Genomic DNA, 25,495 nt, shown 5'->3' on the forward strand with positions numbered 1-25,495 from the left:
TTAGTCTTTAAAAATTAGAAATTAACATTTACACCCATAACAAAACTTGGAGACTGGAAACCTCCTAACATGTATTTAGCATCTCTGCTTTTTGCCCATGTGTAAACATTTTCTGCATTCAGGTTGAAACGCACATTTTGTAATTTTACTCTCTGAATAAGATCTTTTGGCAATTGATAACTCAATGAAATGTTGCTTAATCTTACATTTGAAGCATCCAAAATGTTGATATCTGCATACGAATAAATCGTACGGGAGTCTGAATTAAAATCTGCTTCGTACTCGTACACGGCTCTTGGCACATCTGTAAATGCTTCGTCACCCGGCTGCATCCAACGGTTTGCAATATTATTATTGACCACTGTAATATCGGTTACATATCCACCCGCAGCACCATTATAGCTATTGCTTAACATTGGCAGGAATGTATTTCTTACTTTATGACCTAACTCGTAAATGAAAAGTGCAGAAAGTGAGAAGTTTTTATAACTAGCAGATGTATGGAAAGATCCGCTGTGTGTAGGAACTGTTGAACCAAAATCCTTAATAGCATCAATTTGAGCCGGATTATATTTTACTGCAGTTCCTGAAGCATCATAAACCTGAGGCACTCCTGTGTTGCTTAAACCAGCCCATTTGTAACCATAAATGGAATTATAACTCGTACCTACTCTTGGAAAAGCCTGAGCCTGATCCAATTGTAAGTAATAAACAGGAGCTTCTACATCTACGTAATCTACATTGTTTTTGTTATACGCATATAAAACTGTTGCATCCCATGAGAAGGATGGTGTTTTTATCATAGCACCTCTTAAACTAACCTCAATACCTTTGTTGGTCATTTCTCCATTATTGGTTTTATAAGTAGAATACCCCCATCCTTCTGTTGGAATTCCCTGGCTGCTTGCCAATAAATCCTCTCCTTTTTTGTTGTATAAATCTAAAGTTCCGCTTAATCTGTTTTTGAATAATGCAAAATCTAAACCGATATTGGTTGTCGCGGTTTTTTCCCAGGATAATTCAGGATTTGGTCTGTTGTTTACAGTTCCCTGATTTCCTCCAACATTAGAATTAGAATTATAATACGCCGTCAAATACGGTGCAGAGTCTTTTGCTATATTTCCTCCAATACCATAAGAAGCACGAACTTTAAGCGCATCTACCCATGAAACTTTAAAAAAGGATTCTTTATCAATATTCCATGCAACACCTGCCGACCAGGTTGGTTTATTCTGATATTTACTGTCGGTTCCCCAAAGGTTCGAACGATCCCAGCGTACACTTCCTGTTGCAGAATACTTTCCATCATAAGTATAACCTCCCGTTCCATATACCGAAACATAACGGTTTATTAATTCTCTTTCTAACGAAAATTCGTTTTGTGTCATATATCCGCCAAAAACACTTCCAAATACTTTTAGTAAATCAGCCTGGTTTATTGGGGCAAAACCTAAAGTCTGATCATCATAACCATAACGTGTATTATCTGTATACTCTAGTTTTGTATGACGAATTTCCATACCTGCAATAGCGGACACATCATGCTTTTCATTGAAAGTCTGATTGAAATTTAGCTGTTGACGGAAATTATAAGCATTATTGTATTGATTTGCTTCTTTTATAATGTCTCCGTAAGGCAGATTATAAACTGGTTTGTTATTTACAACAGTCACCATACCATTCACTTTGCTTCTAACATAGTATGATTCTTTTTCAAATAACTGACTTGTACGATCTGCACCATATTCGTACTGGAACATTACGTTGTAATTGAATGCATGACTGATCTTAGCATTAAATTTAGCAAACGTTCTGTTTAAGAAATTTTTGCTTTCAATCAGGTTTCTTCCAAACTCGTCCATTGGAGTAATGTCCATGTTGTAAAGGCCATAATTTTGTAAAGACTGAAGCGTAAAAGCATTATAACGGGATGCTGCAGTAGAAACAAAATTAGTTCCGTCGTTATTAACCAACTGATTGTATGGTTGATATTTGAAACCAGGTCCTGAAGTAAAATTAGGCTGCGAAGCAAAATAACTCTGCGTATCTCCTTTACCATAATTTATATAAGTCCCTAAATCCAAAGACAACCAGTTGTTAATCTGAGTTGTATTTTTTAAATTAATACCAACTGACTCATTTTCAGAATAAATATCTTCAAGCTGATTGTTTTTATATGTCAAAGAAGCATTAAAAGTATTGTTTTCAGTTGCCTTACCTAAGCTAAGGTTATGCTGCATAAAATACTGATCGCGTTTGGCATATCTTGCAATATCATCAAAATATTTATAACCTTGACCAGCTAAGGAGTTTAAACGATTATTTGCTTCTGTCTGAGAAATATTTCCGGCATAACCGTTTAAAATAGTCTGCATTCCTAAACTTGTAAATACAGCATTATTTAATAAAGATTTGGCATAGGTGCTTGCATTTGCTCCTTGCAAATTAGGGTTTCCTGCTGCCCAGCCTCTTTCTAAACCAATAATATCGGCAGAATCAGTTAGGTTTCCTGTATAGTTTCTGTAAGGTGTAACGGTTAAGTTACTTGAAAACGAAATATTTGTTTTTCCTGCTTTTGCTTTTTTAGTTGTAATTACCACAACTCCATTGGCCGCACGTGCTCCGTAAATAGAAGAAGCTGCTGCATCTTTTAAAACAGTAATCGTTTCAATATCTTCTAAATTCAGATTAGGCACATTTTCATCAAGAGCAGAATATGGAGTTAATTTTGTGTTCTCAACAGGAAATCCGTCAATAACATACAACGGAGTTGTTGTTCCGGTCATAGTAGTCGTTCCACGAATTTTACCATCCTGATACCCTACAATACGTCCTTCTAAAATGGAGTTTAAACTGCTTAAACGCTGTTCCTGAAAATCTTTTGCTTTTAAATTTGAATAAGCTCCTGTTGCTTTTTCTGCAGTAATATTTTGATATCCCGTAGTCAGCACAACTCCCTCCAGCTCCAGGACATCTTCTTTTAACACGACATTAATAACACTTCTTCCCTCTACTTTAATTTCTTGTCTGATGTATCCTAAGTAAGCAAAAGCTAAAGTAGTTTCGCTACTTACTGCAATAATCTGATATTCTCCGTTAAAATCAGTTTCCACACCACGACCTGATCCATTATCAGAAATTGCTGCTCCTACCAAAGGCATTCCTTTTGTATCGGTTACCCTTCCTTTTACGATAAAATCCTGTACCTCGGCTTTTGGTTTTTCAACCGGTGCTTTTTTTGGTGTCAAAACAATATGTGAACCGCTCACTTTAAAATCGGTTCCTGAATCTTTAAAAATGGTATTCAGGATCGTTTCAATAGATGCATTGGTTAGGTTAACATCTATTTTACGCTCCAAATCAACCGATCTTACGTTATATACAAATCTGTAATCACTGGTATATTCAAGCTTTTCAATCGCTTTTCCAACAGTCATATTGCTGGCGCTGAAAGAAAGTCTGGCCTTTTGAGAATAGGTCACACCCGCTTGCATAACAGATAGAGTGGTTAATAATAATAGTGTAGTCAATTTCATCTTCAAATCAAATTTCAAAAAAGGCTTGTCGAACCTGATTTTGTTCAATACTTTTTTCATACTTTTAAAATGTTTTTTTAATGTTGGTTGGTTAATTAACTGACCGCATTCCTATACCGGGAAATGTTGGCGCATTTTCCGGTTTTTTGCGACCCATCCTGGACTTTTGTTACATAGGCGTAATAATTGTTAATTGTTAATTGTTAATTGTTAATTGATTATAATTTTATCTCTGTTAATAACATAATCTATTGCATAACTGTCGCTAAAATATTTCAGCACCACTTCAATCGGTTCATTATCAAAACGGGCGTTAAAAATTTCTTTTCCGAGCATTTTATTTCTGTTAATGAAAGTCACATTATAGCGACGTTCCAGTTTTTTTATAATATCGTCAAATGAGGCATTTTTAAACACTAAACTTCCCTTTACCCAAGCTGTATAATAATCTGTATTGACCTCTTCGGCTGTAATTATCGACTTCCCTTTTATATTCGACCCTTTGAAGCCCGGTTTTAAATAGACCTGATTTTCATTAGTTTTCTGACCTTTATAAAGCGAAACTTTACCTTCTACCAGCACTATATCTGTACTAGCATTGTCCATATACGCATCAGCATTAAAGCGGGTTCCCAAAACCTCAACGCTTACTTCTTGTGTATTTACCGTAAACGGATGCGCCTTGTCTTTGGCAACTTCAAAATAAGCTTCGCCAGTCAAATTCACTTTTCGTCCCTGGTTCTTTAAAAACTGTACCGGATACGTCAATTGAGTTCCGGCGTTCAGATGTACAAGAGTTCCATCTGATAACTGTATTTCAAATTTTTTACCGTACGGAATTTTAATCGTATTGTAAACCAATTTCCCTTCTGCATACGCTTTATTGTACACGAGTCTGTTTTTTTCCTGTCTTCCGATGATGTTTCCGTCTTTATCCGTTAAATTTCGGGTAGCAGACGTATCAATTTCTTCTTCCGAATTGTTATCTAATTGTAAAACAATTTCATCCTGTCTCGGAATAATAACATTTTGTTTTTCTTTTAATACATTCGAATTTTTATAAAAATAAAATCCACCCAATGCGACAACCAAAATCGCTGCGTATTTATAATAAGAAGAAAATCTTCTTTTATAAAAAACACTGTTTTCTTTCTGAATTCTTTCTGACAACTGCTTTCTTATTTCAGCTGAATCGAATTTGTTCATAGTCGTGTCAATGGCGTAATTTGTTTTTACAAATTCTCTGAACTCAATTTGGTTCGCTTCATCCTTTAACCACTCTGTAAGCATCTCAATTTCATCCTGGCTGGCCTGATTTGTGATGAATTTTACCATTAATCGCTCTGACTTTTTTACTGTCATTCTTTATTTTTTTAATATTATTACGAAGCCAAAAAGCAAAACCCTAACAATTTGATAAAGTTTTTTTGATTTTGCTGATTTTTTTATTTTTCACAAGTGTTTTCTTTCAACAAACACTACTAATTCCATAGAATTAAACAAATAAATATTTTATCTTTGCCTTTTTATGTGTTTTTTATTTGTAATAAAATTCAAGTAGAAAACCTGAATAAGGCCTTTTTTAAGGAAATCTGCCTTCTGATTTGAGCCTCAAAATTTAAAATTTATATATTTGTTACTATGAAAACCGATGATTATAACGATAACAATATCCTGATTGAATCTCTAAGAAACGGAGACGAAAAGGCATATACATACCTCATCGACTCTTACCATCATAAGCTTTGTGTTTATGCCAACAGTCTGGCAAAAAACATTTACAGTGCTGAAGACATTGTTCAAAATGTCTTTATAAAAGTTTGGGAGCAAAGAGCGCGGTTAAAATCAGATCATGCCATCAAAAGCTTTCTTTACAAATTAGCCTATAATGAGTTTATTGATTTATACAGAAAAAATCAATCCTTGTTTTCTCTTGAAAAAACATATCATGATGCTTTAAATTCAGTTGTTCTTGAAGATGAGTCCGAATCTTTCCAACGCATATTAAAGGTAGTAAATAAAGAGATAGAAAGTTTACCTCCTAAATGCAAGGAAGTTTTTATTTTAAGCAAAAAAGAAGGTTTGACCAATATTGAAATTGCGGAACATCTTGATGTCTCCATCAAAACCGTTGAAGCGCAGATTACCAAAGCGTTTTCGATTTTGCGATCCTCACTTGAAGAAAAGGTAAAAAGTGTTTTATTTATGTTCTTCGGAAAAAGAAAAAACTTGGTTTAAACTAAATTGTATTTCAAAAGATTAAAAAAAAGATAAAATGATTTTGTTTTTCTTTTGCAAATAAGATTTCTATATTTGCAACTTGGTTGCATTATAATGCCCGAAGATTTCCAAAAACAAGAATGAATAAAAAGAAATTCGTACTCATCAATCTTTTTATGTCTGTAATGGTATTGTTCGCAATGCTTTTTCAGACAATTCACTCTTACGAACATATTTATGCGCAAATTCATGAGAACCATTGCGATCATAAGTATACTCCCGGTCAAAAACAAATCACACACATTCATAATGTAGAGAATAATTGTTCTATATGTCATTTTGAATTTAGCACTTTTGTTTCCAACACATTTTATACTTACACCTTTCATAAAGCAAATGTTCCTGATGTACAGGAATTCATTTACAGCCCAAAAACGACAGTGTTTTTTAAGGGCAGTCTATTTGCCTTACGAGGGCCTCCTGCTCTGGCTTAGTTTACTATATCATTTAAAAAAAACTCTTTTGCTTTTTACTCAAAGCGAAGGATAGGTAAGTCGAAAGTTTAAATATCTTAAAGTCAAAAGAATCAATACTGCAAATAATGGGTTAAAAACAACCTCTTGCATGATTTTGTGTGATTTTAAAATACGACATTATACAACTGTTATTACCTTAGATTCATTATTATTTTTTAGATAAATGATTTAACCGAAAGACAAACTCTGTTAAGTCATACTATATCTTCTTTTTAAATAATACATAGTAAACTCCCACCCCTATTTCGACAATACGATTTTGATTCAAAAACAGCTGCGTTTTTCTGAATCAAATCATTCTTTATCCATAATTCCCAAACAAATATAAAAACGATGCTTACCGCAGAAAATCTGACAAAAAAATACGGCGATCAAATTGCTTTGAATGCCTTGAATTTAACCATTAAAGAAGGAGAAATTTTTGCTCTTTTAGGACAAAACGGAGCCGGAAAAACGACAACAATAAATCTCTTTCTCGGATTTATAAAACCAACCGGGGGCGAAATTAAAATCAATAATATCTCTGTTGTTACCGATGCAGATAAGACCAAAAAAGATGTGGCTTACATTCCTGAAACGGTAATGTTATATCCAAATCTTACCGGACTGGAAAACCTGAAATTCTTTTCGTCTCTTGCGGGATTTAAATATTCAACCGGAGAACTGACTTATTTTTTGACTAAAGCAGGTTTACAAGTTACAGCCCATGACCAAAATTTGGGAGGATACTCAAAAGGAATGCGTCAAAAAGTGGGTATTGCGATCGCCATTGCTAAAAAAGCAAAAGTGTTATTACTGGACGAGCCTACGAGCGGTTTAGACCCAAAAGCCTCCAACGAGTTCTCTCAAATCCTCAAAGAACTCTCTGCAGACGGAACAGCCATTTTGATGGCTACGCATGATATTTTTAGAGCTCGTGAAGTCGCCACACACATCGGAATCATGAAACAGGGCAATCTGGTTACGATTATTGAAGCCGAAAAAATATCCGCAAACGAATTGGAAGATTTGTATTTACAAACTGTTTAAAAAGGAAAGATTTCCATCCCCATAAAAATGAAACATATATTTATAGTACTGTTTTTTATCTTAAGCTCTGCTTACTTAAAAGCCCAGACGAATACAAAAAGTAACGACAGTATCACAAAGGATTCTACTAAAGTGGAAACCAAATTAAACGAACTGCAAACGGTAGAAATCGTAGGCCGTTCTACCCGAAAATACAACAGCGATTATTCTTTCGGAGCAACAAAAACGGCTTCACTCAATAAAGACATTCCACAATCGATTTCTACGGTTACCAAAGAATTAATTGCAGACAAAGCCGCAATTTATCTGGCCGATGCTGTAAAAATGACAAGTGGTGTGATTCCTGCGAGTTATTACAATCAGTACACTATCAGAGGGATCAGCCAGAACGAAGAGGGACAAATTATCAACGGAATGCGTACCCGTCAATATTATTTCCTGCAACCACTTACCAGTAATATTGAACGTGTGGAAGTAATTAAAGGTCCATCGAGTGCTACTTTTTCATCTGTTGATCCGGGCGGAAGTATCAATTTAGTTACCAAAAAACCTCTGGCAACTGACCGAAAAGAAATAAGCCTGAGTGCCGGAAGTTTTAGCACTTTTAGAGGAACTCTTGATTTTACCGGTCCTTTGAACGAATCGAAAACCTTATTGTATCGTGTAAATGCAGCCTATCAGGAAGCAAAATCGTTTCGTGATTTGGTGGGCAATAAATCCTATTTGTTTTCACCTTCTTTCAGTTATATTCCGAATGAAAAAACGGCTATCAACACTGAGCTGATCTTAAGCGACATGACCGGAATTCTGGATCGCGGACAGCCTATTTTCGGAGCCGTTGCCGGAGTTACCAGTCTGAATAAAACCCCAATAAGCCTGAATTTAGGTGCGCCAAGTGATTTTTTCAAGTCGAAAGAAATGATTTTTACTACCAATTTCGCTCATAAGTTCACTTCTAAAATTGGCTTTAATGCCGCATACATGAAACAATCCTGGAGAGAAGATTTGCAGGAACACCGAACCACAAACGGTTTTGCCGTAGACATGAACAATCAGCCGGTAACAAGCCTTGCCATGATGCAGTTTGTACAGCGCCAGCAATACTGGAATGTGGACAACTTAACCGCTTTCTTAAACTTCGATTTCAAAACCGGAAAACTAAATCATAAACTACTAACTGGTTACGATTTAAGCAGCTGGAACAAAACCAAAGGCGGCGGACAAAACGCAGCCAGAGGTTACCTCTTGAAAGACGGAACTGTTGCAAGTACTTTTGTACCCGCAAATGCATCCAATTATCAGACTATTACAATTGACGGTGTTACTTTACCAAAACCAAACGTGAATTATTTTAATTTAAATAATCCGACTTATACCGTAAGAAGTCCTGATGATTATACTTTGAATATCAGAACAGCATTACCATCGGCTTTAACCACTACGAATGCTATTTATATTCAGGATCAGATTCAGTGGGACAAGTTTACTTTTTTATTAGGATTACGAAACGAATGGTTTGAAGACATCACCTATTACGAGACGAATAACGAATTAACCGTTAAGAAATCGGCTTTACTGCCTCGTGTGGGAATTACGTATGCCATCAATACCGCTATCAACGTTTATACAACTTATCTCGAAGGCTATCAGCCGCAATCGAATACTGTTACCTTGATGCCGCAAACCGGAAGTTTACCCGCCGGAAGTTTGTTTGATCCTCTCGAAAGCAATCTGAAAGAAGCGGGCTTAAAAGCTACTTTTTTAAACAATTCAATGAGTTTTAACGCCGCTGTTTACGAAATAAACCAGCGTAATATCCTGATGAATGCCAACGATCCTGTTAATCCTGATTTACTGGTAACCAGAGGTTCTGAGCGCAGCCGTGGTTTCGAATGTGATTTGGCAGGCTACATCACGCCCGACTGGCAAATTAATGCTTCATACAGTTATATTGATGCCAAAATTACCAACGACCGCAATGCTTCCTTAATTGGCGCCAGAAAACAAAACACGCCAAAAAACAGCGCCAACTTATGGACACGTTACAATTTCAAATCCGATTCTGCTTTGAACGATTTAGGAGTTGGTTTTGGAATGCAGTATCAAAGCAGCAAGATTCCATGGTTTACCAGAGATTTTACACTTCCTGATTTTACCATTTTTGATGCCGCTGTCTATTACAAACCAGAGAAAAGCAATATTCAGGTTGCTGTAAATGCAGGAAACATTTTCAACAGAACTTACTGGTTAGGCGCTCAGAACTATTTGAGATTATTTCCAGGAGCTCCTAGAAATGTAACGCTTACCGTAACTTATAAATTTTAATCTGCAGTTATGTCATTACACGTAGAAAATTTAATAGCCCAACATTTTAGAAAATCTGTTTTTAAAAATCAGGCTGTTTACATCATTACCCTTTTTATTGGGATTTTATTGCTGTACGCTGCGTTTTCGGGTTGGAAAAATTACACGAATCAAAATAAAACCAGCGAAAAATACCAGCATGAGTCCAGGGAGGACTGGTTGAAAAACCCCGATAAAAACCCACACCGAATGGCGCATTACGGAAATTTTGCTTTCCGAAAAAGTACTTCTTTAAGCGTTTTTGAATTTGGAATGGAACCGTTTTTCGGTAATGCGATTTTTCTCGAAGCCCATAAACAAAATACAGCTAATTTTTCTGAAGCCGGATTTTCAAACAGCATGCTTCGTTTTGGAGAAATCAGTATTGCCATGGTTTTACAAATTTTGCTGCCATTATTCATTTTTTTCCTCGGATTTAATTCGGTCGCAGCTGAAAGAGAAAACGGAACATTAAAATTACTTTTGAGTCAGGGCATCAGCAGGAAACAGCTTTTAATGGGAAAAACACTCGGAATTGCATCTGTCGTTATGATGCTTTTTATTCCGATCATTATCGTTTTAGTTTTGGTTTGGCTTTTGCTCCAAAATTTCTCGATTTCAGTAGATGAAACAATCAAAATGATCTTGTTTATTGTTTTTCATTTTATATATCTGTTATTTTTTTGCGCCATTGCCGTTTTGATTTCTGCTTCAAGTAAAACTTCAAAAAAAGCGTTGGTTTCGTTAATTGGGATTTGGTTGGTTTTCACAATTATTTTACCGAGAACAACGCAGGCAATTGGCGCTTATATTTACGAAGCGCCTTCTAAAATTAAGTTCAACAGCGATATCGAAAAAGATATTCTGAAACAAGGAGACAGCCATAACCCAAATGATCCGCATTACAAAGCGATAAAAGATTCTTTGCTTCGAACTTATAAAGTAGATTCGGTTCAAAAATTGCCTTTCAATTATTCCGGTTTTATCATGACCGAAGGAGAGAAAATAAGTTCGAATATTTACAACCAACATCTTGAAGATTTATTGGAGATTTATAAAAAACAAAACAGTTTTTCTAAGACCGTTTCGTTTATAAATCCCTACATCGCCATGAAAAATTTATCAATGGGATTATCGAATACCGATTATGATTCGTACATCGATTTTCAAAAACAGGCTGAAGCGTATCGTTACGACATGGCACAAAAAATGAATGCTTTGCAGATTAAATATATCAGCAATGATAAAAGTAAACCAGCTTCAATTAATAAAGAACATTGGGCTGATGTAAAGGAATTTTATTACGATCCAAAAGGAATTTGGGAAGTTTTGAAAAGCGAAATCATTTCAATTATCTCCATTATTCTCTGGATTAGCCTGCTGGTTATCTTTATAAAAATAGCCGCTAAAAACCTAAAAGCCATTTAATATGTTAGCATTATTATTTAAAAATTTTATACGCTCAAAAGGAACCAAAATTGGATTGCTTTTTTTGCTGCTTATCGGGTTCATAAGTCTTTTGATTGGGCATCAGTTTCAGGAAAGGCAAAGCCGGAATATAACTGAAGCAGCGACTTATCAAAAAGAACACATTGCAAGAAATGCTGCATATCATTCAGACGAAATGGGACTGCTACTCTATTATGTAAAATTTTCGCTTGTCAATAAAACCTTTCCGATCAGCAGTCTGGCAATCGGACAGCGTGACGTAAATCCATCGATACAAAGCGTTACGATTCGTGGTTTGGAAGGTCAGAAATACGATTCGGAATTAAATAATCCACACAATTTGATGTTAGGAAATATTGACTTTAGTTTTGTCCTGATTTATCTTTTTCCGCTTCTGATTATTGCTTTTACGTATAATGTGATTTCCGAAGAAAAAGAATCCGGAACCTGGAAAATCGTGGCAACACAAAGCGATAATACGTTTTTGTACATTCTAAAATTGTTTTATATCCGAATTTTAAGTTTAGTTATGCTTCTAACTATAGTACTATTTATTGCCATTTTCTTACTCAACATCCCATTTAACAAATCACTTTTTACTTTTTACACAATAAGTATTTTATACATCCTTTTTTGGTTTGCAGTTTGTTTTTTTATCGTTTCCCTGCAAAAAAATTCTAATTTCAACGCCGTGATTTTATTAACGATCTGGCTGTTTCTGATTATTATTCTTCCGGCAACAATTAATACCTATATCGTGAATAAATACCCTGTTCCGGAAGCTTTGGAGCTGACACTGAAACAGCGAAATGCATATCATGAAAAATGGGACATGGATAAAACAGCTACAATGGATAAATTCTACCAGCATTATCCGCAATTCAAAAATTATGTTTTACCTGATACCGAATTCAGCTGGCTCTGGTATTATGCGATGCAGCAAATGGGTGACGACGAATCGGAAGTTCAGTCAAAAGAACTGGAAACAAAACTGAAGCAACGAAACGAAGCCAGTCAAAACATTGCACAATTTATTCCGACGATGCACACTCAGATCCAGTTAAACGAAATTGCAAAATCTGACTTAGGAAACCAGCTTTTATTTATGGAAAAAACAAACCAGTTTCATGAAAAACTGCGCTTGTATTTCTACCCGAAAATTTTTGACAACGCCGATGTAAAAAAAGAAAACTGGTCGAAATTTAAGGTAGAAACTTTTGAAGATACTTCGAAAACCAATTTAGCAACAACATTTTTGCCATTGGTATTATTCAATTTACTATTAATTGGTTTTGGATGGAGGAATTTCAGGAAAGAAAAAGAAATCTTTTAAATATATCTGTGTTAAAATCATAAAAAAAAGACTGCTTTCTATAGGCAGTCTTTTCTTTTTTAAATTCTAAATAAATTACGCTCTAAACAAAGCAAATTTATTATAATCGTATAAAACCTTATCGTAAGGAACCAATAAAGTTTCAACTTTTTCTGAAGATTCCTCAAAAGTGATTCCGTTATGTTTTCTGAATAAATAAATCTCTTTCAGGCAATTAGACAAACTCTGATGAATTTCGGATGTGAATAATGGCAATTGTTTATCACCTACCAATAAATCTATCTGGTAGTTTGAACTGCTTTTTGAAAGATTGTTTCCAATAATTCTAATAGTAAATTTTGTGTTGTTTCCGTGTTGTTTACCCTGATAATGTATTACCATGACCTTATTATTAAAAGATTAAAATTTATTTTACCTGATTGAACTCTTTTTTGAATTCAATAATTAAAGTTATGAAAAAAAAGCAAAAACGTAAAATAGCCCATATTAAATTATTATTTTTTTAGCATAAAAAAGCCGTAACGAATCACGGCTTTTTACAATTAACTAAATATATTTAATCAACTTTTTCACGAGTAAAATTCATTCATAAGCACGATTAATTTTAAGACACATCAAGACATTGATGTTCTGCAAAATTACATTTTTTAAAACTTTATGACAAGCGATGTCGATAAACTGTTAATAAGTAAAACCATGCATTTTTTAATATTAATACAAATACACCATTGAGGCTAATTTTTAATTAAATTTGATTAACTAATTATAAAACCCTGAAATCATGAAAATTAACTTTATCACTTTTTTGGCTGCTGCAGTTATTACACTTGTAATCGGATTTATCTGGTATAATCCCAAAGTTTTTGGAAAAATCTGGATGAGAGAAAATAATTTTACACAGGAAGAGCTCAGATCTGGCAATATGCTCAAAATATTTGGTTTTACATATATTTTCTCGGTACTCATTTCTATGGCTTTAATGTCGTTCACAATTCATCAGTCTGGTGCTGTAGGAATGATTGGCGGCCCGCCTATGATGGAAAGCGCAAAACCATCCTTTCATGCTTTTATGGCTGATTATGGAACTGCTTTTCGTACTTTTAAACACGGTGCACTTCATGGTTTTATGGCTGGTTTATTTTTTGCTTTTCCTGTCATCGGAATCAATGGGTTATTCGAAAGAAAATCATGGAAATACATTTTTGTACATGCGGGATACTGGATTGTTACACTTACCCTGATAGGCGGAATTGTCTGCGCATACGCCTAATGAAATCCTAAACATAAATCCGTTTGAATCTGGATTTCAAACGGATTTTCTTAATAATAACTTAAACCAGATAAGTTATTATAAATATTATCTAATTTTGAAGAAATTAGCTCACTCACTTGAACACAAACTTTTCTTTCCAAATATATAAAAGTGCATCCTTACTGCCTTCTGAATGGAATTCGCTCGCCTCAGACAACATTTTTTTGACACGTGAATACCTTGAAGTTCTGGAAAATTCCTGTCCGGTGAATATGACCTGCTATTTCATTGGACTTTTTGAAGAAGAAAAACTAATCGGAATTGTGCTGACCCAATTTTTATTTGCAGAAAAACTCGAGTCATTTGGAGAACGCGACAAATGTTTAAAAACTTCTGTTCGAAATTTTGCTCTCAAAAACTTTGCTTCGCACGTACTTTTTGTAGGAAACAATATGCTGACCGGACAAAATGCTTTTGTTTTTGATAAAAATATAAAACAATCAAAGGCGATTAAAATTCTTCATAAAGCGATTACTCAGCTGAAAAAAAATTTAAAATCGAGCGGAAAAAAAGTGCACATTACAAGCATAAAAGATTTTACAGCTGAAGAAATCAAACCATTGCAGGCTGAATTCAAAAACAATTATACGTTTTCTACACAACCTAATATGATTTTTGAAATCAATAAAAACTGGAAAACAGAACAGGACTATATTGATGCCTTATCCAAAAAATATCGTGATCAGTACAAACGTGCCCGAAAAAAATCGGAAGGAATCGTAAAACAAAAAATGTCTTTGGCAGATATTCGAAAATATGAAGACGTCATTTACGAATTATATTTTCATGTGGCAAAAAATGCGCCTTTTAATACTTTTCTCTTAGCCCGAAATCATTTTAGTTTTTTCAAAGAAGTTCTGAACGATAATTTTCTTTTGTATGGTTATTTTCTGGACGAAAAACTGATTGGTTTCAATACATTGATAAAGAATGGCAATGTAATGGATACTTATTTTTTGGGTTATGACGAAAGCGTACAACGCGAAAAAATGCTTTACCTGAACATGCTTTACGACATGATTGGGTACTCTATCAAAAAAGGTTATTCAACGATTGTTTTTGCCAGAACGGCTCTTGAAATCAAAAGTTCTGTTGGTGCAAAACCTGTAAAAATGTATGGTTTAATTACACACAGTAATGCGTTGATAAACCATAACATTTCAAGGTTTTTTAATTATCTGGAGCCAAAAACAGAATGGCAGGAACGAAATCCGTTTAAGTAATTTTTCTTAAATTATTATTTTTAAGGAATTGCAATTTTCATTTGCTTGTGTAAAATATGAATTTCTAACGAATTTTGTGCCCCGCAATATTCGCCATCAATTTGAAAATGAACAGGATAATCTGTTTTTATAGTCGCCTTATCTGTCGAAATAATCACAACATCTTCAGAATCGATAGGCATATTCCCGGTGATAATTTGTCCAATCAATAACAAGTCAAGGCTTTTCAGTATCACCAATTCAAATTTGCCGTCATTCATTGCCCCATTCGGGTTAATAGTTACGCCTGTCCCGTATTTTTGAGAATTTGCAATTACCAACATCCTTGCTGAATGTTTAACCGTTTCTTTATTTGCTGTAATTGTAGCCACAAAAGGTTCGTTTGCATCGGTAAGCGTTGTAAATGCCTGCAATGCATATCCCCAGAAACCACGGACATCGCTTTCTTCGTAGTTTTTTACCAGATTAGCATTTAAGCCAAGATCACTTAAATGAATGCTTTTTTTGCCGTTAATACAAATCATATCCATTTCGATGTAATGGTGTAAAAAAGCAATTTTTAGATTTTCCTCAATTGTGGAAGGCAAATTTAAATCGACCGAAAGTCCGTTGGCAGATCCGGCCGGTAAAATACCAATAATTACATCGTGTTCTTCCATTGCTTCGGCTACCATTTTTATAGTTCCGTCTCCGCCGGCAACGACAATTCGCTCAGGTCTATATTGATTATAAAGCGATTGTATTTCTTTTGTATCATTTTTCCCGGTAGTTTCATACACTTCTAAATCAAAATGATTTGTAGTTGCAAACTCACTCACAGCCTCAATTAAATCTGATTTATCCAAATCTCCGGAAATTGGATTTACTATAAACAGGATGTTCTTTTTCAAAATTTTATTTTTAAAACCAATTAAATTAAGTAAATTACAGTTTCATAAATATACACAATTAATGAAACCAATATTACAATTATATCGTGGTTATGCAAATGAACAAGAATTAATTGTAATGGGGCATGTTTTGAGAAGAGAACACAATTACGACTTTGAGAAAAGAAAACTAAAAAATGCAAAATCGATCCTTAGGCTGTTCCGCATAAAAACCATACAAAACTTTGATGTATATCTTCATTACAACAATGAAATAATACATACTAAAACCTTAGACGACGGTTATTTTAAATTTTGTATTCCGTTAGAAAAAGAAACCCATTTTGGCTGGATGCCGTACGAGGTAAGTTTAAAATACAAAAATGAAACTGTTCGTTCTGAAGGCAGTTTTATCAGGCCTCACAAAGGAAAACTCGGTATTATATCCGACATTGATGACACTTTTTTGATTTCGCATACAAATAACTTCTTTCGAAAAATTTATATTTTACTTTTTAAAAATGTTAATGACCGAAAGGTTTTTAAAGATGTTGTTTCACATTATCAGGCATTGAGTCAGGCAGGAAGAAACAATCCGGAAGAGGGAAATGCTTTTTTTTATATTTCTAGCAGCGAATGGAATCTATACCGGTTTATTGCCAAATTTACGCGAATTAACAAACTGCCAAAAGCTGTTTTTCTACTAAAAAATATCAAAAGGGGAATCACTGATTTTTTTATGAGCGGAAGAGGGAATCACGATCACAAATTCGAAAAAATCAAACATGTTGTTGAATTTTATCCCACCTTAAAATATGTTTTAATGGGAGACGATTCTCAGCACGATCCAATTTTATATGAACGAATCTGCAAAATATTTCCTGTTACGGTAATTGCAGTCTACATACGCCAAACCGGAAGATCGCAGAAAAAAGGAGTCAAAAAGATTTTAAAAAATTTAGAAAGTCTTGACGTTTCGGTTTGCTATTTTAAAGAAAGCAGTAAAGCGATTGAACATTCAAGATCTATTGGGATTATTAAGTAGATTTTTCTATATTTTTTCAGTACACCCTGAAACGTCTCTTAGCCCAGATTACTTCACTAAATTTTTATTTCAATCTGAGTTCAGTGAATTTCATTTGAAGTGGAAGGACCGGAGCTAAAAACCCTGATTTTTCTTGCCTGAAAACAGCGACCAGAGGAAGCTCGTTTTATGGCTTAGAAAAATCAGGGTTTTAGTGAGGACTTGAAACGGAAAGCTGGATTAGCTCCCGAAAATCATATATTAAGCATTAAAATTATCAATTTCTTCCTGAACAATTTCCCAGTCGATTAACAATTGATCCAGATCTGATTTCTTTTTGTTGTAAGCAGTAAAAAACGAAGCGTCTTCGATATGTTTGTCGTAATTTGAAGCCAGCATTTTATCGTCGTGCTGAATGTCTTTTTCTAACTGCTGAATCTGACTTTCGATTTTACTTAATCTGTTTTGAAGCGCTTTTGTTTTCTTTTGATCTTCGTAAGATACTTTGCTAACTTCTTTCTCTTTTGGAGCAGCTGCTTTTACAACATCTTTTTTCTCCACTTCACGCATATTTTCAAGATTGCGCTGTTCTAAGAAAAAGTTAATATCTCCTAAATATTCTTTGATTTTCTGGTCTTTGAATTCATACACGATATTCGACATTCCCTGAAGAAAGTCCCTGTCGTGAGAGACCAATAATAAAGTCCCTCCGAATTTTTGAAGTGCTGCTTTTAAAACGTTCTTAGATTTAATATCCAAGTGGTTCGTAGGCTCATCCATCAGCAAGACGTTAATTGGCTGTAACAACAATTTACAAAGTGCCAAACGGTTACGCTCTCCTCCGGAAAGTACTTTTACTTTTTTCTCCACATCATCTCCACGGAAAAGGAAAGAACCTAACATATCGCGAACTTTCATACGGTTTGTGTCGGTTGCCGCATCTTCCATTGTTTGAAGCAAAGTAATTTCTCCGTCTAAATATTCAGCCTGATTTTGAGCAAAATATCCTAATTGCACATTGTGACCCAATTTGATATTCCCCTGATATTCAAATTCGTTCACTAAAGCTTTAATAAAAGTCGATTTTCCTTGTCCGTTTTGACCTACGAAAGCGATTTTACTTCCGCGTTCAACTAATAAACTGATGTCTTTAAGAATTGTTTTGTCTCCATAAGCTTTCGTAACATTTTCGGCTTCGATTACTACTTTTCCTGGTTCTTTAGAAACCGGAAAAGAGATATTCATTACCGAATTATCATCTTCGTCAACTTCGATTCTTTCTACTTTATCTAATTTTTTAATCAACGATTGCGCCATCGAAGCCTTTGAAGCTTTTGCACGGAATTTCTCGATTAATTTTTCGGTTTCTTCAATTTTCTTTTGTTGATTCTTTTGAGTGGCTAATTGCTTCTCGCGGATTTCATGGCGCAGTTCTAAATATTGAGAATAGGGTTTATTGAAGTCATAGGCTTTTCCTAATGAAATTTCAATTGTTCTATTCGTGACATTATCCAGAAACATTTTATCATGCGATACAATTACGACAACTCCAGGATAATTGCGAAGGAAATTCTCTAACCAAATAATACTTTCAATATCTAAGTGGTTCGTAGGTTCATCCAGAAGCAGCACATCATTTGATTGCAATAAAAGTTTAGCAAGTTCGATACGCATTCTCCAGCCTCCGGAAAAAGTTTCGGTTTGATTATTGAAAACTTCCCTTTTAAAACCAAGACCTAAAAGAATTTTCTCTGTGTCTCCCACATAATTGTAACCTCCAAGAAGTTCAAAACGATGTGTATAATCAGATAAATCTTCGATAATCTGTCCGTATTCTTCACTTTCATAATCGGTTCTTGTTACCAATTGATGATTGATTTCTTCCAGCTTTTTTTCTACAATCTTAATTTCAGTAAAAGCCTCGTATGCTTCCTCTAAAACAGTTCTTCCCTGTTCAAAATCGATATCCTGACGCAGGAAACCCATTCTGATATCTTTCTCCTGCGAAATAACTCCTGAGTCCGGTTTAAAATCGCCAGCCAGCATTTTTAACATTGTAGATTTACCCGCTCCGTTTTTACCAACAAGACCTACACGGTCGCCAGCACCTAAACGAAAAGTAACTTCTTCAAATAAATAAGTTCCTCCAAAAGAAACAGAAAGATTGTGTATATTAAGCATAATTTGTGACTGTAGTTACAAGAAATAAAGGCGCAAAAAATGTACCTTTGATAAAATTTTTGCAAATGTTAAAAAAAGGATCGAAACTAAATAGCATTTTAACAGGAAGTTGTCCAAAATGCCAAAAAGAAAGCATGTATGAAGATCAAAATCCGCTTCATTTAAGTAAAGTTCTCAAAATGAACAATCATTGTAGTCATTGCGGATTAAAATACCAAATCGAACCTTCTTTTTTTTATGGTGCAATGTATGTCAGTTACGGCCTGAATGTAGCCTTAGGAATTGCGGCTTTTATTATTTCATTTATGTTTTTTGGAGCCACTATAGAACAATCTTTTTTAACAATCGTCATTACTTTGATTGTTTTATTCCCTTTTATCTTAAGACTTTCAAGAAACTTATATATCAATATGTTTATTTCTTATGACCCTGCGGCCGGGAGGAAATAAGAGATTTTAAATACCTTTTATGGAATCTCTTAATATCAGCCTCCTCATCAATAGGATCTCCTTTTTCTATATGATTAAATAATGTCAGTGCTAAAGCTGGACCTAACATTACACCGCGTGTTCCTAATCCGTTTAAAATGTGAAGGGACTTATATTCTTCATGTGTTCCAATAATAGGTCTTCTGTCTGCAACAGTTGGGCGAACTCCCCCGAAGTGTTTTACAATCTCAAAATCGCATGTAATAATTTCTTTAATGCGTTCTAAAAGTTCTTTTTTACCTTCTTCCGTAGGATCAGCTGTCTTGTCATACCAATTATAAGTTGCGCCAACTTTAAAAAGATTATCACCCAGAGGCAGTATAAAAACACTTGTATTTACAATAACATCAAGATTTAAATTTGGAGCTTTTATTATAAACAACTCTCCTTTAGTACCATCCAGTGGAAGATAGTTAAAGAAAGGATTTTTATGCAATCCGAAACCTTCTGCAAAAATAATATGCTTCGCCTGAATATTTTTATACTGAATACCAGAATCTAAAAACTCAATATCATTACTTTCAAAAGACGCTTGAAGCAATAAGTTGTTTTCTATCAAATACTGTTTATACTTCTCTAATAACAAAGCAGTGTTAACATATCCGGTATGTAAAACCTCCCCATAATCATATGGAGAATCAATACCGCTAAACTTCTTAGAAATTAATTTAGTCGATAAAAAAGGCTCCAAATTTATTTTATCAGAAGCTGCAAACCAATTGTTCTGCTCTTCAATAGAGAAAAACTTTCTTAAAATTGGCATTTGAAAGTTAAATTTAGTTTTTAATTTATTCTCAACCTGATTGTAAAAATCATTCATTAAAACCAATTGTTGCTTAGCATTCCAAACCTCACTAAAACGCTTCAAAATCACAGGATTATACAATCCACCAGCCACTCTAGAAGAGTTCTGGGATTCATCATCGATAAGTAAAATAGTTTTATTGTTTTTAAGGGCAACCTCCGCAAAAGAAATCCCTGCCAATCCAGATCCGACGATTAAATAATCAAGCATTAGAAAATAGTATATAAATAAAAAACTCTTACTACAAAGGTAGTAAGAGTTTTGTTATTATGTCATGCGAAACTTAGTAGTTCCACATATCTTGTTCGAAATTACGAATCTTTTCTTTTACTCTTTCAGATTCTAACAACTGGTTTTGAGCATTATCTTTCATGTATTCCTTAATCTCACGATCTCCATACATGTTTTCTTCTTTATACACAACAGCGTTAAAACGACGAGAGTTAAGAATCTGGTCAAAAGAAATTGGAAGAGCTGAGTTACTATCATTAAAAGCTTTAGCTTCATGCAAAACTTCTCTTGAATTTGGATAAAAAATCCAAAATAACTCAATATAATCCTTTTCATCACTGTTCATAGTATAAACGTCAGGTGTTACAGGACAAATACCAAGTAAACGATATTTTAACTCACTTTGGCGTTTGTCAAAATACCAATATCCTTTTATTTTATATTGAGTTACATCTGCCGCTGTAAGATCCTGTTTTAAGATATATTCTGCAGGCACAGTTCTAGTAGGTCCAACTGTCTCATCAACATAAGTTACTACTTTCTTTTTACCTGTTCCAGTAACTACTTTTTTCTTAACTACACGAGTTTTGTAATCGTCAGGATACTGGTTGATTAATTCTCTACCTGCATCAGTTGTATCAATACGTGATAACGATCCTTCGATGTCTTTCAAAGATTTTTTAGTATTGAAATAACTATCAGCATATACCTCTGTAATTTTCCCCTTTTTCATCGCTTTAGTCAAAACATCATAAAGAGAACGTCTATCGGCACCAATATTAGCCGTGTCTACAGGAAAATATAATGGAAAATTGATTTTTTCATTCAAATCAATAATCTCCCAGGTAGTTTTTCCCATTAACACATCTCTATCATCCACATAACCATAAGCCAAAGGCTTGTCATTATCTGAGATAAGCTGTGCAGGAGTTTTAAGTCCAATTTGAGCAGGTGTCTTAGCATTAAGCAAATTGGATTGCGCATTAGAAGTAAAACCTCCAGCGATAGAAACAATAGCTATTAAAAAATTTCTTACTTTCATCATGATATCATTATAAGATATTGAACGTAGGATATACCTACTTTATTATTGTATTTCGTAAATTACCGGAGCAGTTCTTGGTAATAAATAACTTCCAGCTCCAACAAGTTTTGTTTTAATTTCAGAAATAGTAACCTGATCTCCTTTACCAGCCTTTGAAAGAACTGATTTACATTGTGCATTTAATCTGTTACCAGAAACCACAACTGTAGGTTGACCAGTAATCTTCAAATTAAATCCTACAACATCTAAAGCAACTTCAAAGTCAAAATCAAGTAATTTAGCACCAATAGTAGCAATCTCTAAGTTAGATTTAGGACCTTTAACAACTCCCATCTCTCCTCTAATTGTTCCGGTTGGACCAGGTATACCTTTAATTCTGAAAGTTTTCTTATCAGATACTTTATCTCCGTTTGGTAATGTTCCTGTAACAGAAATAGTTGCTTCAGTACCCTGACCAGGACTCATATTATATTTACCTGGTTTCCCTGCAGAAACTAATCCCGGAGCACTTGCTACAATTTTATTCGCATCAACACCAGCAAAAGAAACAGAGATTGGATTAACAACACCTCTATATACAACGTTCATTTTATCTGCAGAAATTGTAGCAGAATTTGGTCTTGGAACTACAACATATTTTCCAGAAAATTTAAGCGGAATGTTTTTACCATCTTCTAAGAACGTAAATTGTCCATTAATATCCTGTTCTCCAACACCACCTGCTGTTAATGAAATAACAGCCTGACCGTTTACAATCTGTCCTGGACCAGAAAAAGAAGTAGGAGTAGTATTTTCATCATAACGACCTAAAACCACTTTACCTGTAACTTTTTCCCCTTGAAAATAAGCATTTTTATCCAATACTACAATTGCCTGATAATTGCTATAAGAAGCAGCAGCAACAGCAGCTTTACCTAAAGCACTATTATATACGTCAGCTTCTACTTTTTTAACGTCATTTTGCCAAGCCGAAAGTTTAGCAGCTGTAGCAATCGCTGGGAATCCTTTGAAGTGATAAGCTAAATATTTTTCTTTGATACCTTCTTTGTTTTTCACTTCAGATACATCAAATTTTTTCTCAACTTCAGCAATAATTCCTGCGTATTTTTTATCTGTTCCTAAAGCCGCTTTTATATCAGCTTTATATTTTTCGATTTTAGAAATAATTTCGTTTCCTTTTTTAGTATATCCGTCTCCGGTAAACCAGTCATCGATATTATCTCCTCTATCCATAGCTTCATAAGGCATTTTTCCAGTTTCTTTATCAACTTCAAAACCTTTTACTGCCTGAGCTTTTAGAGTACCTATATAATCATAAAAATCTTTTGTAATAGTTTCAACTTTGTGAGCTGTTTCTGCAGCAATAGCAAACTCTCCTTTTGCTTCAGTTGCTTTTTGATCTAAAGACATTAATAAACTAGCGTTTGTCTCTTTTGAACTTGTATTTGCGCCTTCAAATTTCTCGTTCATCAAACCAAAAGCAGAAATAACTTCTTTTGATACATTCATTGCTAACATCGCGATGAAAACCAAATACATCAGGTTAATCATCTTCTGTCTAGGGGTTAATTTTCCTCCTGCCATTTTTTTCTAATTAGTTCTATTAATAAATTTAATATTTAGTTAAAAACTAATTATCCTTTGTTACTCATTGCAGAAAGCATACCACCATAAACACTGTTTAAAGAAGCAATGTTTGCAGTCATAGATGCCATTTGTTCTTTTAATTTAGAAGCGTTTTCAGCAATTTCCTTGTTAGCTTCAGCGTTTCTAGAAGCGCTTTCTAACTGTACTTTATATAAACTGTTTAATGATTCCATTTGAGCAGCTGCAACAGATAATTCTTCAGAATATTTCTTTTGTCCTGCTATTGAATCTACAGTTGGCGCAATTCCTTTTGCTGCAGATTCGAAATTTTTAATGCTGTTTCCTAAACTTGACATTAATTCTCCATCAATTTTAGCCTCTTTTAACAATGAATCCAGTTTTTGAGACAATAATCCCTGAGCATCAGTTGGAGTTTCAACTTTTTCTGTTTTTTTTCTAGCTTGTCCATTAGCCAATTCTGGATAAACAAGTGTCCAGTCTAATTCTTCTTCTACTGGTTCGAAAGCCGAAAGTGCAAAAATTAACGCCTCCGTAACTAATCCAACTGAAAGCATAACTGTACCTGTTAATGGTCCAATCTCAAAGTGAGTAATTTTGAATAATGCTCCAACGATTACTACTGCCGCTCCCATACCATAAGCGAAATTCATTGCTTTTTTACTTAATAATGCCATAATAATACTTCTTTTTTTAGGTTTTAAAATAGATTTGGTTATTGAATTGAATTTAATTTACTTAATTATTTTTTGCTTCCGGTAGCCTGAGTTCCCATATAATCCTGTACAGTTCTGAACCCAATGTAACTTCTTGCAGAATCTGCATATTCATGATCACGTGTTCCTACCTGCAGGAAGTAAGCAACATCTTTCCATGAACCACCACGAACAACTTTTCTTTGATTATTTCCATCAATAACATTTGGATTCATCGTAGAAACATACTCGTATGCATTTGGATTATAAGCTGAATCTGTCCACTCAGAAACATTTCCTGCCATGTTATACAATCCGTATCCGTTCATCTCATAAGATTTTGCTTCAACTGTATATAAAGCTTCATCCGCTGCATAATCTCCTCTACTTGGCTTAAAGTTTGCTAAGAAACAACCTCTATCACTCTTAGTATAAGGACCTCCCCAAGGATAAGTTGCAGATTCAAGACCGCCTCTGGCAGCATACTCCCATTCTGCCTCTGTTGGCAATCTGAAAGCATTTACTAAATCACGCCCTTTTTTCTTAGATTTAATATAACTGTTTTTATTTAAAGTTCTCCATGCACAAAATGCTTTAGCCTGTTTCCATGTAACACCAACTACAGGATAATCACCATAAGCTTTGTGCCAGAAATAATCATTATGCATTGGCTCATTATAAGAATAAGCAAAATCTTTAATCCATACCGCAGTATCAGGATAAATTGGCACTTCTTCTGTTTTCACAAAATCTCTTCTTTTTCCAACTTTTGCTTTTGCAGCTGCCTGAATATCCATCCAAGAATAACGGAACTTCAATTTATTAACATCAATTGTTCTTAAACCATTATATGATTCTTCAATTGGCAAATACATAGAGTCCATTACTTCAGCGTAATATTCATCCGGATACGCTTTTGTATCTTTTATTAATTTAACTTTTTTATTTAATTTTCTTCCTGCATAAGGATCATCTTTCGTCCCTACACTATAATAATTATCATACATATATTTATCGTAAGCCGTCATTTTATCTGGCTCAGAATCATTAAATGCATAATCAGCAATACTACCTGCTTTTTTACCTTTAACATCTGTAGCAGCTTTCTGACCTGTTTCGTCTGCTAAAATAGCTAAACGAACTCTCATTGTAGAATCTTTTACCCATTCTACAAACTGACGATATTCAGCATTTGTAATTTCTGTTTCATCCATATAGAAAGAACGAACAGTTACTGTTTTAGTAGGAGCGTCTTCTACAGCAGCTAAATCACCATCTGATTTACCCATGATAAAAGATCCGCCAGGAACCAAAGTCATTCCATAAGGCTTTTCAGGATGCCATTTTCCTCCTTGAACACCGACTAATTCGCCTTTATCGCCTGATCTTCCACAGCCAATCACTAGTGTTAACATTGTCGCAAATGCAATAAACTTCTTCATATAAATTTGGGATTTCTATTCATTATTTTAAGTCGTAAACCTATTTATTATTTTTTTAAAAAACAATACTCTATCTATATTTATTTCAGTGGTCAAAATTAATGTTAAAAAAAATAAAAAAAAAATATT

The 25,495-nt window shown here is 34.3% G+C and carries 20 protein-coding genes; 10 read left to right on the forward strand and 10 right to left on the reverse strand.

Going from position 1 to position 25,495, the window contains the following annotated elements; translation table 11 throughout:
* Nucleotides 1–14 precede the first annotated feature (14 nt).
* The gene (locus AAEO57_RS04975) at nucleotides 15–3,596 is read right to left on the reverse strand and encodes a SusC/RagA family TonB-linked outer membrane protein (RefSeq protein WP_341690118.1); all 3,582 of its coding nucleotides are present in this window, start codon (nucleotides 3,594–3,596) and stop codon (nucleotides 15–17) included.
* Between the two features lie 150 nt (nucleotides 3,597–3,746).
* Nucleotides 3,747–4,898 (reverse strand): FecR family protein, encoded by a 1,152-nt coding sequence (locus AAEO57_RS04980; protein ID WP_341690120.1) that lies wholly within the window; start codon nucleotides 4,896–4,898, stop codon nucleotides 3,747–3,749.
* Nucleotides 4,899–5,177: 279 nt separating this feature from the next.
* Here AAEO57_RS04980 and AAEO57_RS04985 point away from each other — a divergent pair, with 279 nt between their 5' ends.
* The 6 genes from AAEO57_RS04985 to AAEO57_RS05010 all read left to right on the forward strand — a co-directional run bounded on the left by AAEO57_RS04985 (nucleotide 5,178) and on the right by AAEO57_RS05010 (nucleotide 12,446).
* Nucleotides 5,178–5,774, forward strand: coding sequence for an RNA polymerase sigma factor (locus tag AAEO57_RS04985; RefSeq protein ID WP_341690123.1), 597 nt, complete (start codon nucleotides 5,178–5,180; stop codon nucleotides 5,772–5,774).
* Between the two features lie 122 nt (nucleotides 5,775–5,896).
* Nucleotides 5,897–6,250, forward strand: a complete 354-nt coding sequence (locus AAEO57_RS04990) for a hypothetical protein (RefSeq protein WP_341690125.1) — start codon at nucleotides 5,897–5,899, stop codon at nucleotides 6,248–6,250.
* Nucleotides 6,251–6,625: 375 nt separating this feature from the next.
* Entirely contained in the window at nucleotides 6,626–7,321 is a 696-nt protein-coding gene (locus AAEO57_RS04995) for an ABC transporter ATP-binding protein (protein WP_341690128.1), read from the forward strand.
* Between the two features lie 27 nt (nucleotides 7,322–7,348).
* Complete coding sequence (locus tag AAEO57_RS05000) at nucleotides 7,349–9,646, forward strand: TonB-dependent siderophore receptor (protein WP_341690130.1); 2,298 nt, start codon at nucleotides 7,349–7,351, stop codon at nucleotides 9,644–9,646.
* Nucleotides 9,647–9,655: 9 nt separating this feature from the next.
* Nucleotides 9,656–11,092: an ABC transporter permease gene (locus AAEO57_RS05005; RefSeq protein ID WP_341690132.1), complete on the forward strand. Its 1,437-nt coding sequence runs from the start codon at nucleotides 9,656–9,658 to the stop codon at nucleotides 11,090–11,092.
* Between the two features lies 1 nt (nucleotide 11,093).
* Nucleotides 11,094–12,446, forward strand: coding sequence for a DUF3526 domain-containing protein (locus AAEO57_RS05010; protein WP_341690134.1), 1,353 nt, complete (start codon nucleotides 11,094–11,096; stop codon nucleotides 12,444–12,446).
* 75 nt (nucleotides 12,447–12,521) lie between these two features.
* On the opposite strand, the gene AAEO57_RS05015 is transcribed toward AAEO57_RS05010, so the two are convergent.
* Nucleotides 12,522–12,827, reverse strand: coding sequence for a hypothetical protein (locus AAEO57_RS05015; RefSeq protein WP_341690136.1), 306 nt, complete (start codon nucleotides 12,825–12,827; stop codon nucleotides 12,522–12,524).
* Between the two features lie 400 nt (nucleotides 12,828–13,227).
* Between AAEO57_RS05015 and AAEO57_RS05020 the strand changes: the two genes are divergently transcribed.
* Together AAEO57_RS05020 and AAEO57_RS05025 are read left to right on the forward strand one after the other, a co-directional pair.
* Nucleotides 13,228–13,716: a DUF1761 domain-containing protein gene (locus tag AAEO57_RS05020; protein ID WP_341690138.1), complete on the forward strand. Its 489-nt coding sequence runs from the start codon at nucleotides 13,228–13,230 to the stop codon at nucleotides 13,714–13,716.
* Between the two features lie 119 nt (nucleotides 13,717–13,835).
* Complete coding sequence (locus AAEO57_RS05025) at nucleotides 13,836–14,981, forward strand: peptidogalycan biosysnthesis protein (RefSeq protein ID WP_341690140.1); 1,146 nt, start codon at nucleotides 13,836–13,838, stop codon at nucleotides 14,979–14,981.
* 20 nt (nucleotides 14,982–15,001) lie between these two features.
* On the opposite strand, the gene AAEO57_RS05030 is transcribed toward AAEO57_RS05025, so the two are convergent.
* Entirely contained in the window at nucleotides 15,002–15,871 is an 870-nt protein-coding gene (locus tag AAEO57_RS05030; RefSeq protein ID WP_341690142.1) for a diacylglycerol/lipid kinase family protein, read from the reverse strand.
* Nucleotides 15,872–15,932: 61 nt separating this feature from the next.
* Between AAEO57_RS05030 and AAEO57_RS05035 the strand changes: the two genes are divergently transcribed.
* Entirely contained in the window at nucleotides 15,933–16,895 is a 963-nt protein-coding gene (locus tag AAEO57_RS05035; protein ID WP_341690144.1) for an App1 family protein, read from the forward strand.
* 240 nt (nucleotides 16,896–17,135) lie between these two features.
* On the opposite strand, the gene AAEO57_RS05040 is transcribed toward AAEO57_RS05035, so the two are convergent.
* Complete coding sequence (locus AAEO57_RS05040; RefSeq protein ID WP_341690146.1) at nucleotides 17,136–19,055, reverse strand: ABC-F family ATP-binding cassette domain-containing protein; 1,920 nt, start codon at nucleotides 19,053–19,055, stop codon at nucleotides 17,136–17,138.
* Between the two features lie 65 nt (nucleotides 19,056–19,120).
* On the opposite strand from AAEO57_RS05040, the gene AAEO57_RS05045 reads away from it, so the two are divergent.
* A complete protein-coding gene (locus AAEO57_RS05045; RefSeq protein ID WP_341690149.1) occupies nucleotides 19,121–19,504 on the forward strand; it encodes a DUF983 domain-containing protein in 384 nt (127 codons plus the stop codon).
* On the opposite strand, the gene AAEO57_RS05050 is transcribed toward AAEO57_RS05045, so the two are convergent.
* The 5 genes from AAEO57_RS05050 to porK form a co-directional block, all read right to left on the reverse strand.
* Nucleotides 19,470–20,558 (reverse strand): NAD(P)/FAD-dependent oxidoreductase, encoded by a 1,089-nt coding sequence (locus tag AAEO57_RS05050; RefSeq protein WP_341690150.1) that lies wholly within the window; start codon nucleotides 20,556–20,558, stop codon nucleotides 19,470–19,472. The genes AAEO57_RS05045 and AAEO57_RS05050 overlap by 35 nt on opposite strands.
* A 73-nt stretch (nucleotides 20,559–20,631) precedes the next feature.
* A complete protein-coding gene (gene porN, locus AAEO57_RS05055) occupies nucleotides 20,632–21,621 on the reverse strand; it encodes a type IX secretion system ring subunit PorN/GldN (RefSeq protein WP_163408576.1) in 990 nt (329 codons plus the stop codon).
* A 45-nt stretch (nucleotides 21,622–21,666) separates the two neighbouring features.
* Nucleotides 21,667–23,208, reverse strand: a complete 1,542-nt coding sequence (gene porM, locus AAEO57_RS05060) for a type IX secretion system motor protein PorM/GldM (RefSeq protein WP_341690151.1) — start codon at nucleotides 23,206–23,208, stop codon at nucleotides 21,667–21,669.
* Nucleotides 23,209–23,258: 50 nt separating this feature from the next.
* On the reverse strand, nucleotides 23,259–23,906 hold the full coding sequence (gene porL / locus AAEO57_RS05065; RefSeq protein WP_341690153.1) for a type IX secretion system motor protein PorL/GldL: 648 nt from the start codon (nucleotides 23,904–23,906) through the stop codon (nucleotides 23,259–23,261).
* 65 nt (nucleotides 23,907–23,971) lie between these two features.
* On the reverse strand, nucleotides 23,972–25,366 hold the full coding sequence (gene porK / locus AAEO57_RS05070) for a T9SS ring complex lipoprotein PorK/GldK (RefSeq protein WP_341690155.1): 1,395 nt from the start codon (nucleotides 25,364–25,366) through the stop codon (nucleotides 23,972–23,974).
* Nucleotides 25,367–25,495 lie beyond the last annotated feature (129 nt).

Origin of the sequence: Flavobacterium calami, assembly GCF_038290035.1 — a bacterium.
In the GTDB taxonomy this organism is placed as follows: domain Bacteria; phylum Bacteroidota; class Bacteroidia; order Flavobacteriales; family Flavobacteriaceae; genus Flavobacterium; species Flavobacterium calami.

Coding starts and splice junctions, on each gene's coding strand:
- AAEO57_RS04975 (WP_341690118.1), bottom strand. CDS start 3,596: ATGAAAAAAGTATTGAACAAAATCAGGTTCGACAAGCCTTTTTTGAAA.
- AAEO57_RS04980 (WP_341690120.1), bottom strand. CDS start 4,898: ATGACAGTAAAAAAGTCAGAGCGATTAATGGTAAAATTCATCACAAAT.
- AAEO57_RS04985 (WP_341690123.1), top strand. CDS start 5,178: ATGAAAACCGATGATTATAACGATAACAATATCCTGATTGAATCTCTA.
- AAEO57_RS04990 (WP_341690125.1), top strand. CDS start 5,897: ATGAATAAAAAGAAATTCGTACTCATCAATCTTTTTATGTCTGTAATG.
- AAEO57_RS04995 (WP_341690128.1), top strand. CDS start 6,626: ATGCTTACCGCAGAAAATCTGACAAAAAAATACGGCGATCAAATTGCT.
- AAEO57_RS05000 (WP_341690130.1), top strand. CDS start 7,349: ATGAAACATATATTTATAGTACTGTTTTTTATCTTAAGCTCTGCTTAC.
- AAEO57_RS05005 (WP_341690132.1), top strand. CDS start 9,656: ATGTCATTACACGTAGAAAATTTAATAGCCCAACATTTTAGAAAATCT.
- AAEO57_RS05010 (WP_341690134.1), top strand. CDS start 11,094: ATGTTAGCATTATTATTTAAAAATTTTATACGCTCAAAAGGAACCAAA.
- AAEO57_RS05015 (WP_341690136.1), bottom strand. CDS start 12,827: ATGGTAATACATTATCAGGGTAAACAACACGGAAACAACACAAAATTT.
- AAEO57_RS05020 (WP_341690138.1), top strand. CDS start 13,228: ATGAAAATTAACTTTATCACTTTTTTGGCTGCTGCAGTTATTACACTT.
- AAEO57_RS05035 (WP_341690144.1), top strand. CDS start 15,933: ATGAAACCAATATTACAATTATATCGTGGTTATGCAAATGAACAAGAA.
- AAEO57_RS05040 (WP_341690146.1), bottom strand. CDS start 19,055: ATGCTTAATATACACAATCTTTCTGTTTCTTTTGGAGGAACTTATTTA.
- AAEO57_RS05045 (WP_341690149.1), top strand. CDS start 19,121: ATGTTAAAAAAAGGATCGAAACTAAATAGCATTTTAACAGGAAGTTGT.
- AAEO57_RS05050 (WP_341690150.1), bottom strand. CDS start 20,558: ATGCTTGATTATTTAATCGTCGGATCTGGATTGGCAGGGATTTCTTTT.
- porN (WP_163408576.1), bottom strand. CDS start 21,621: ATGAAAGTAAGAAATTTTTTAATAGCTATTGTTTCTATCGCTGGAGGT.
- porM (WP_341690151.1), bottom strand. CDS start 23,208: ATGGCAGGAGGAAAATTAACCCCTAGACAGAAGATGATTAACCTGATG.
- porL (WP_341690153.1), bottom strand. CDS start 23,906: ATGGCATTATTAAGTAAAAAAGCAATGAATTTCGCTTATGGTATGGGA.
- porK (WP_341690155.1), bottom strand. CDS start 25,366: ATGAAGAAGTTTATTGCATTTGCGACAATGTTAACACTAGTGATTGGC.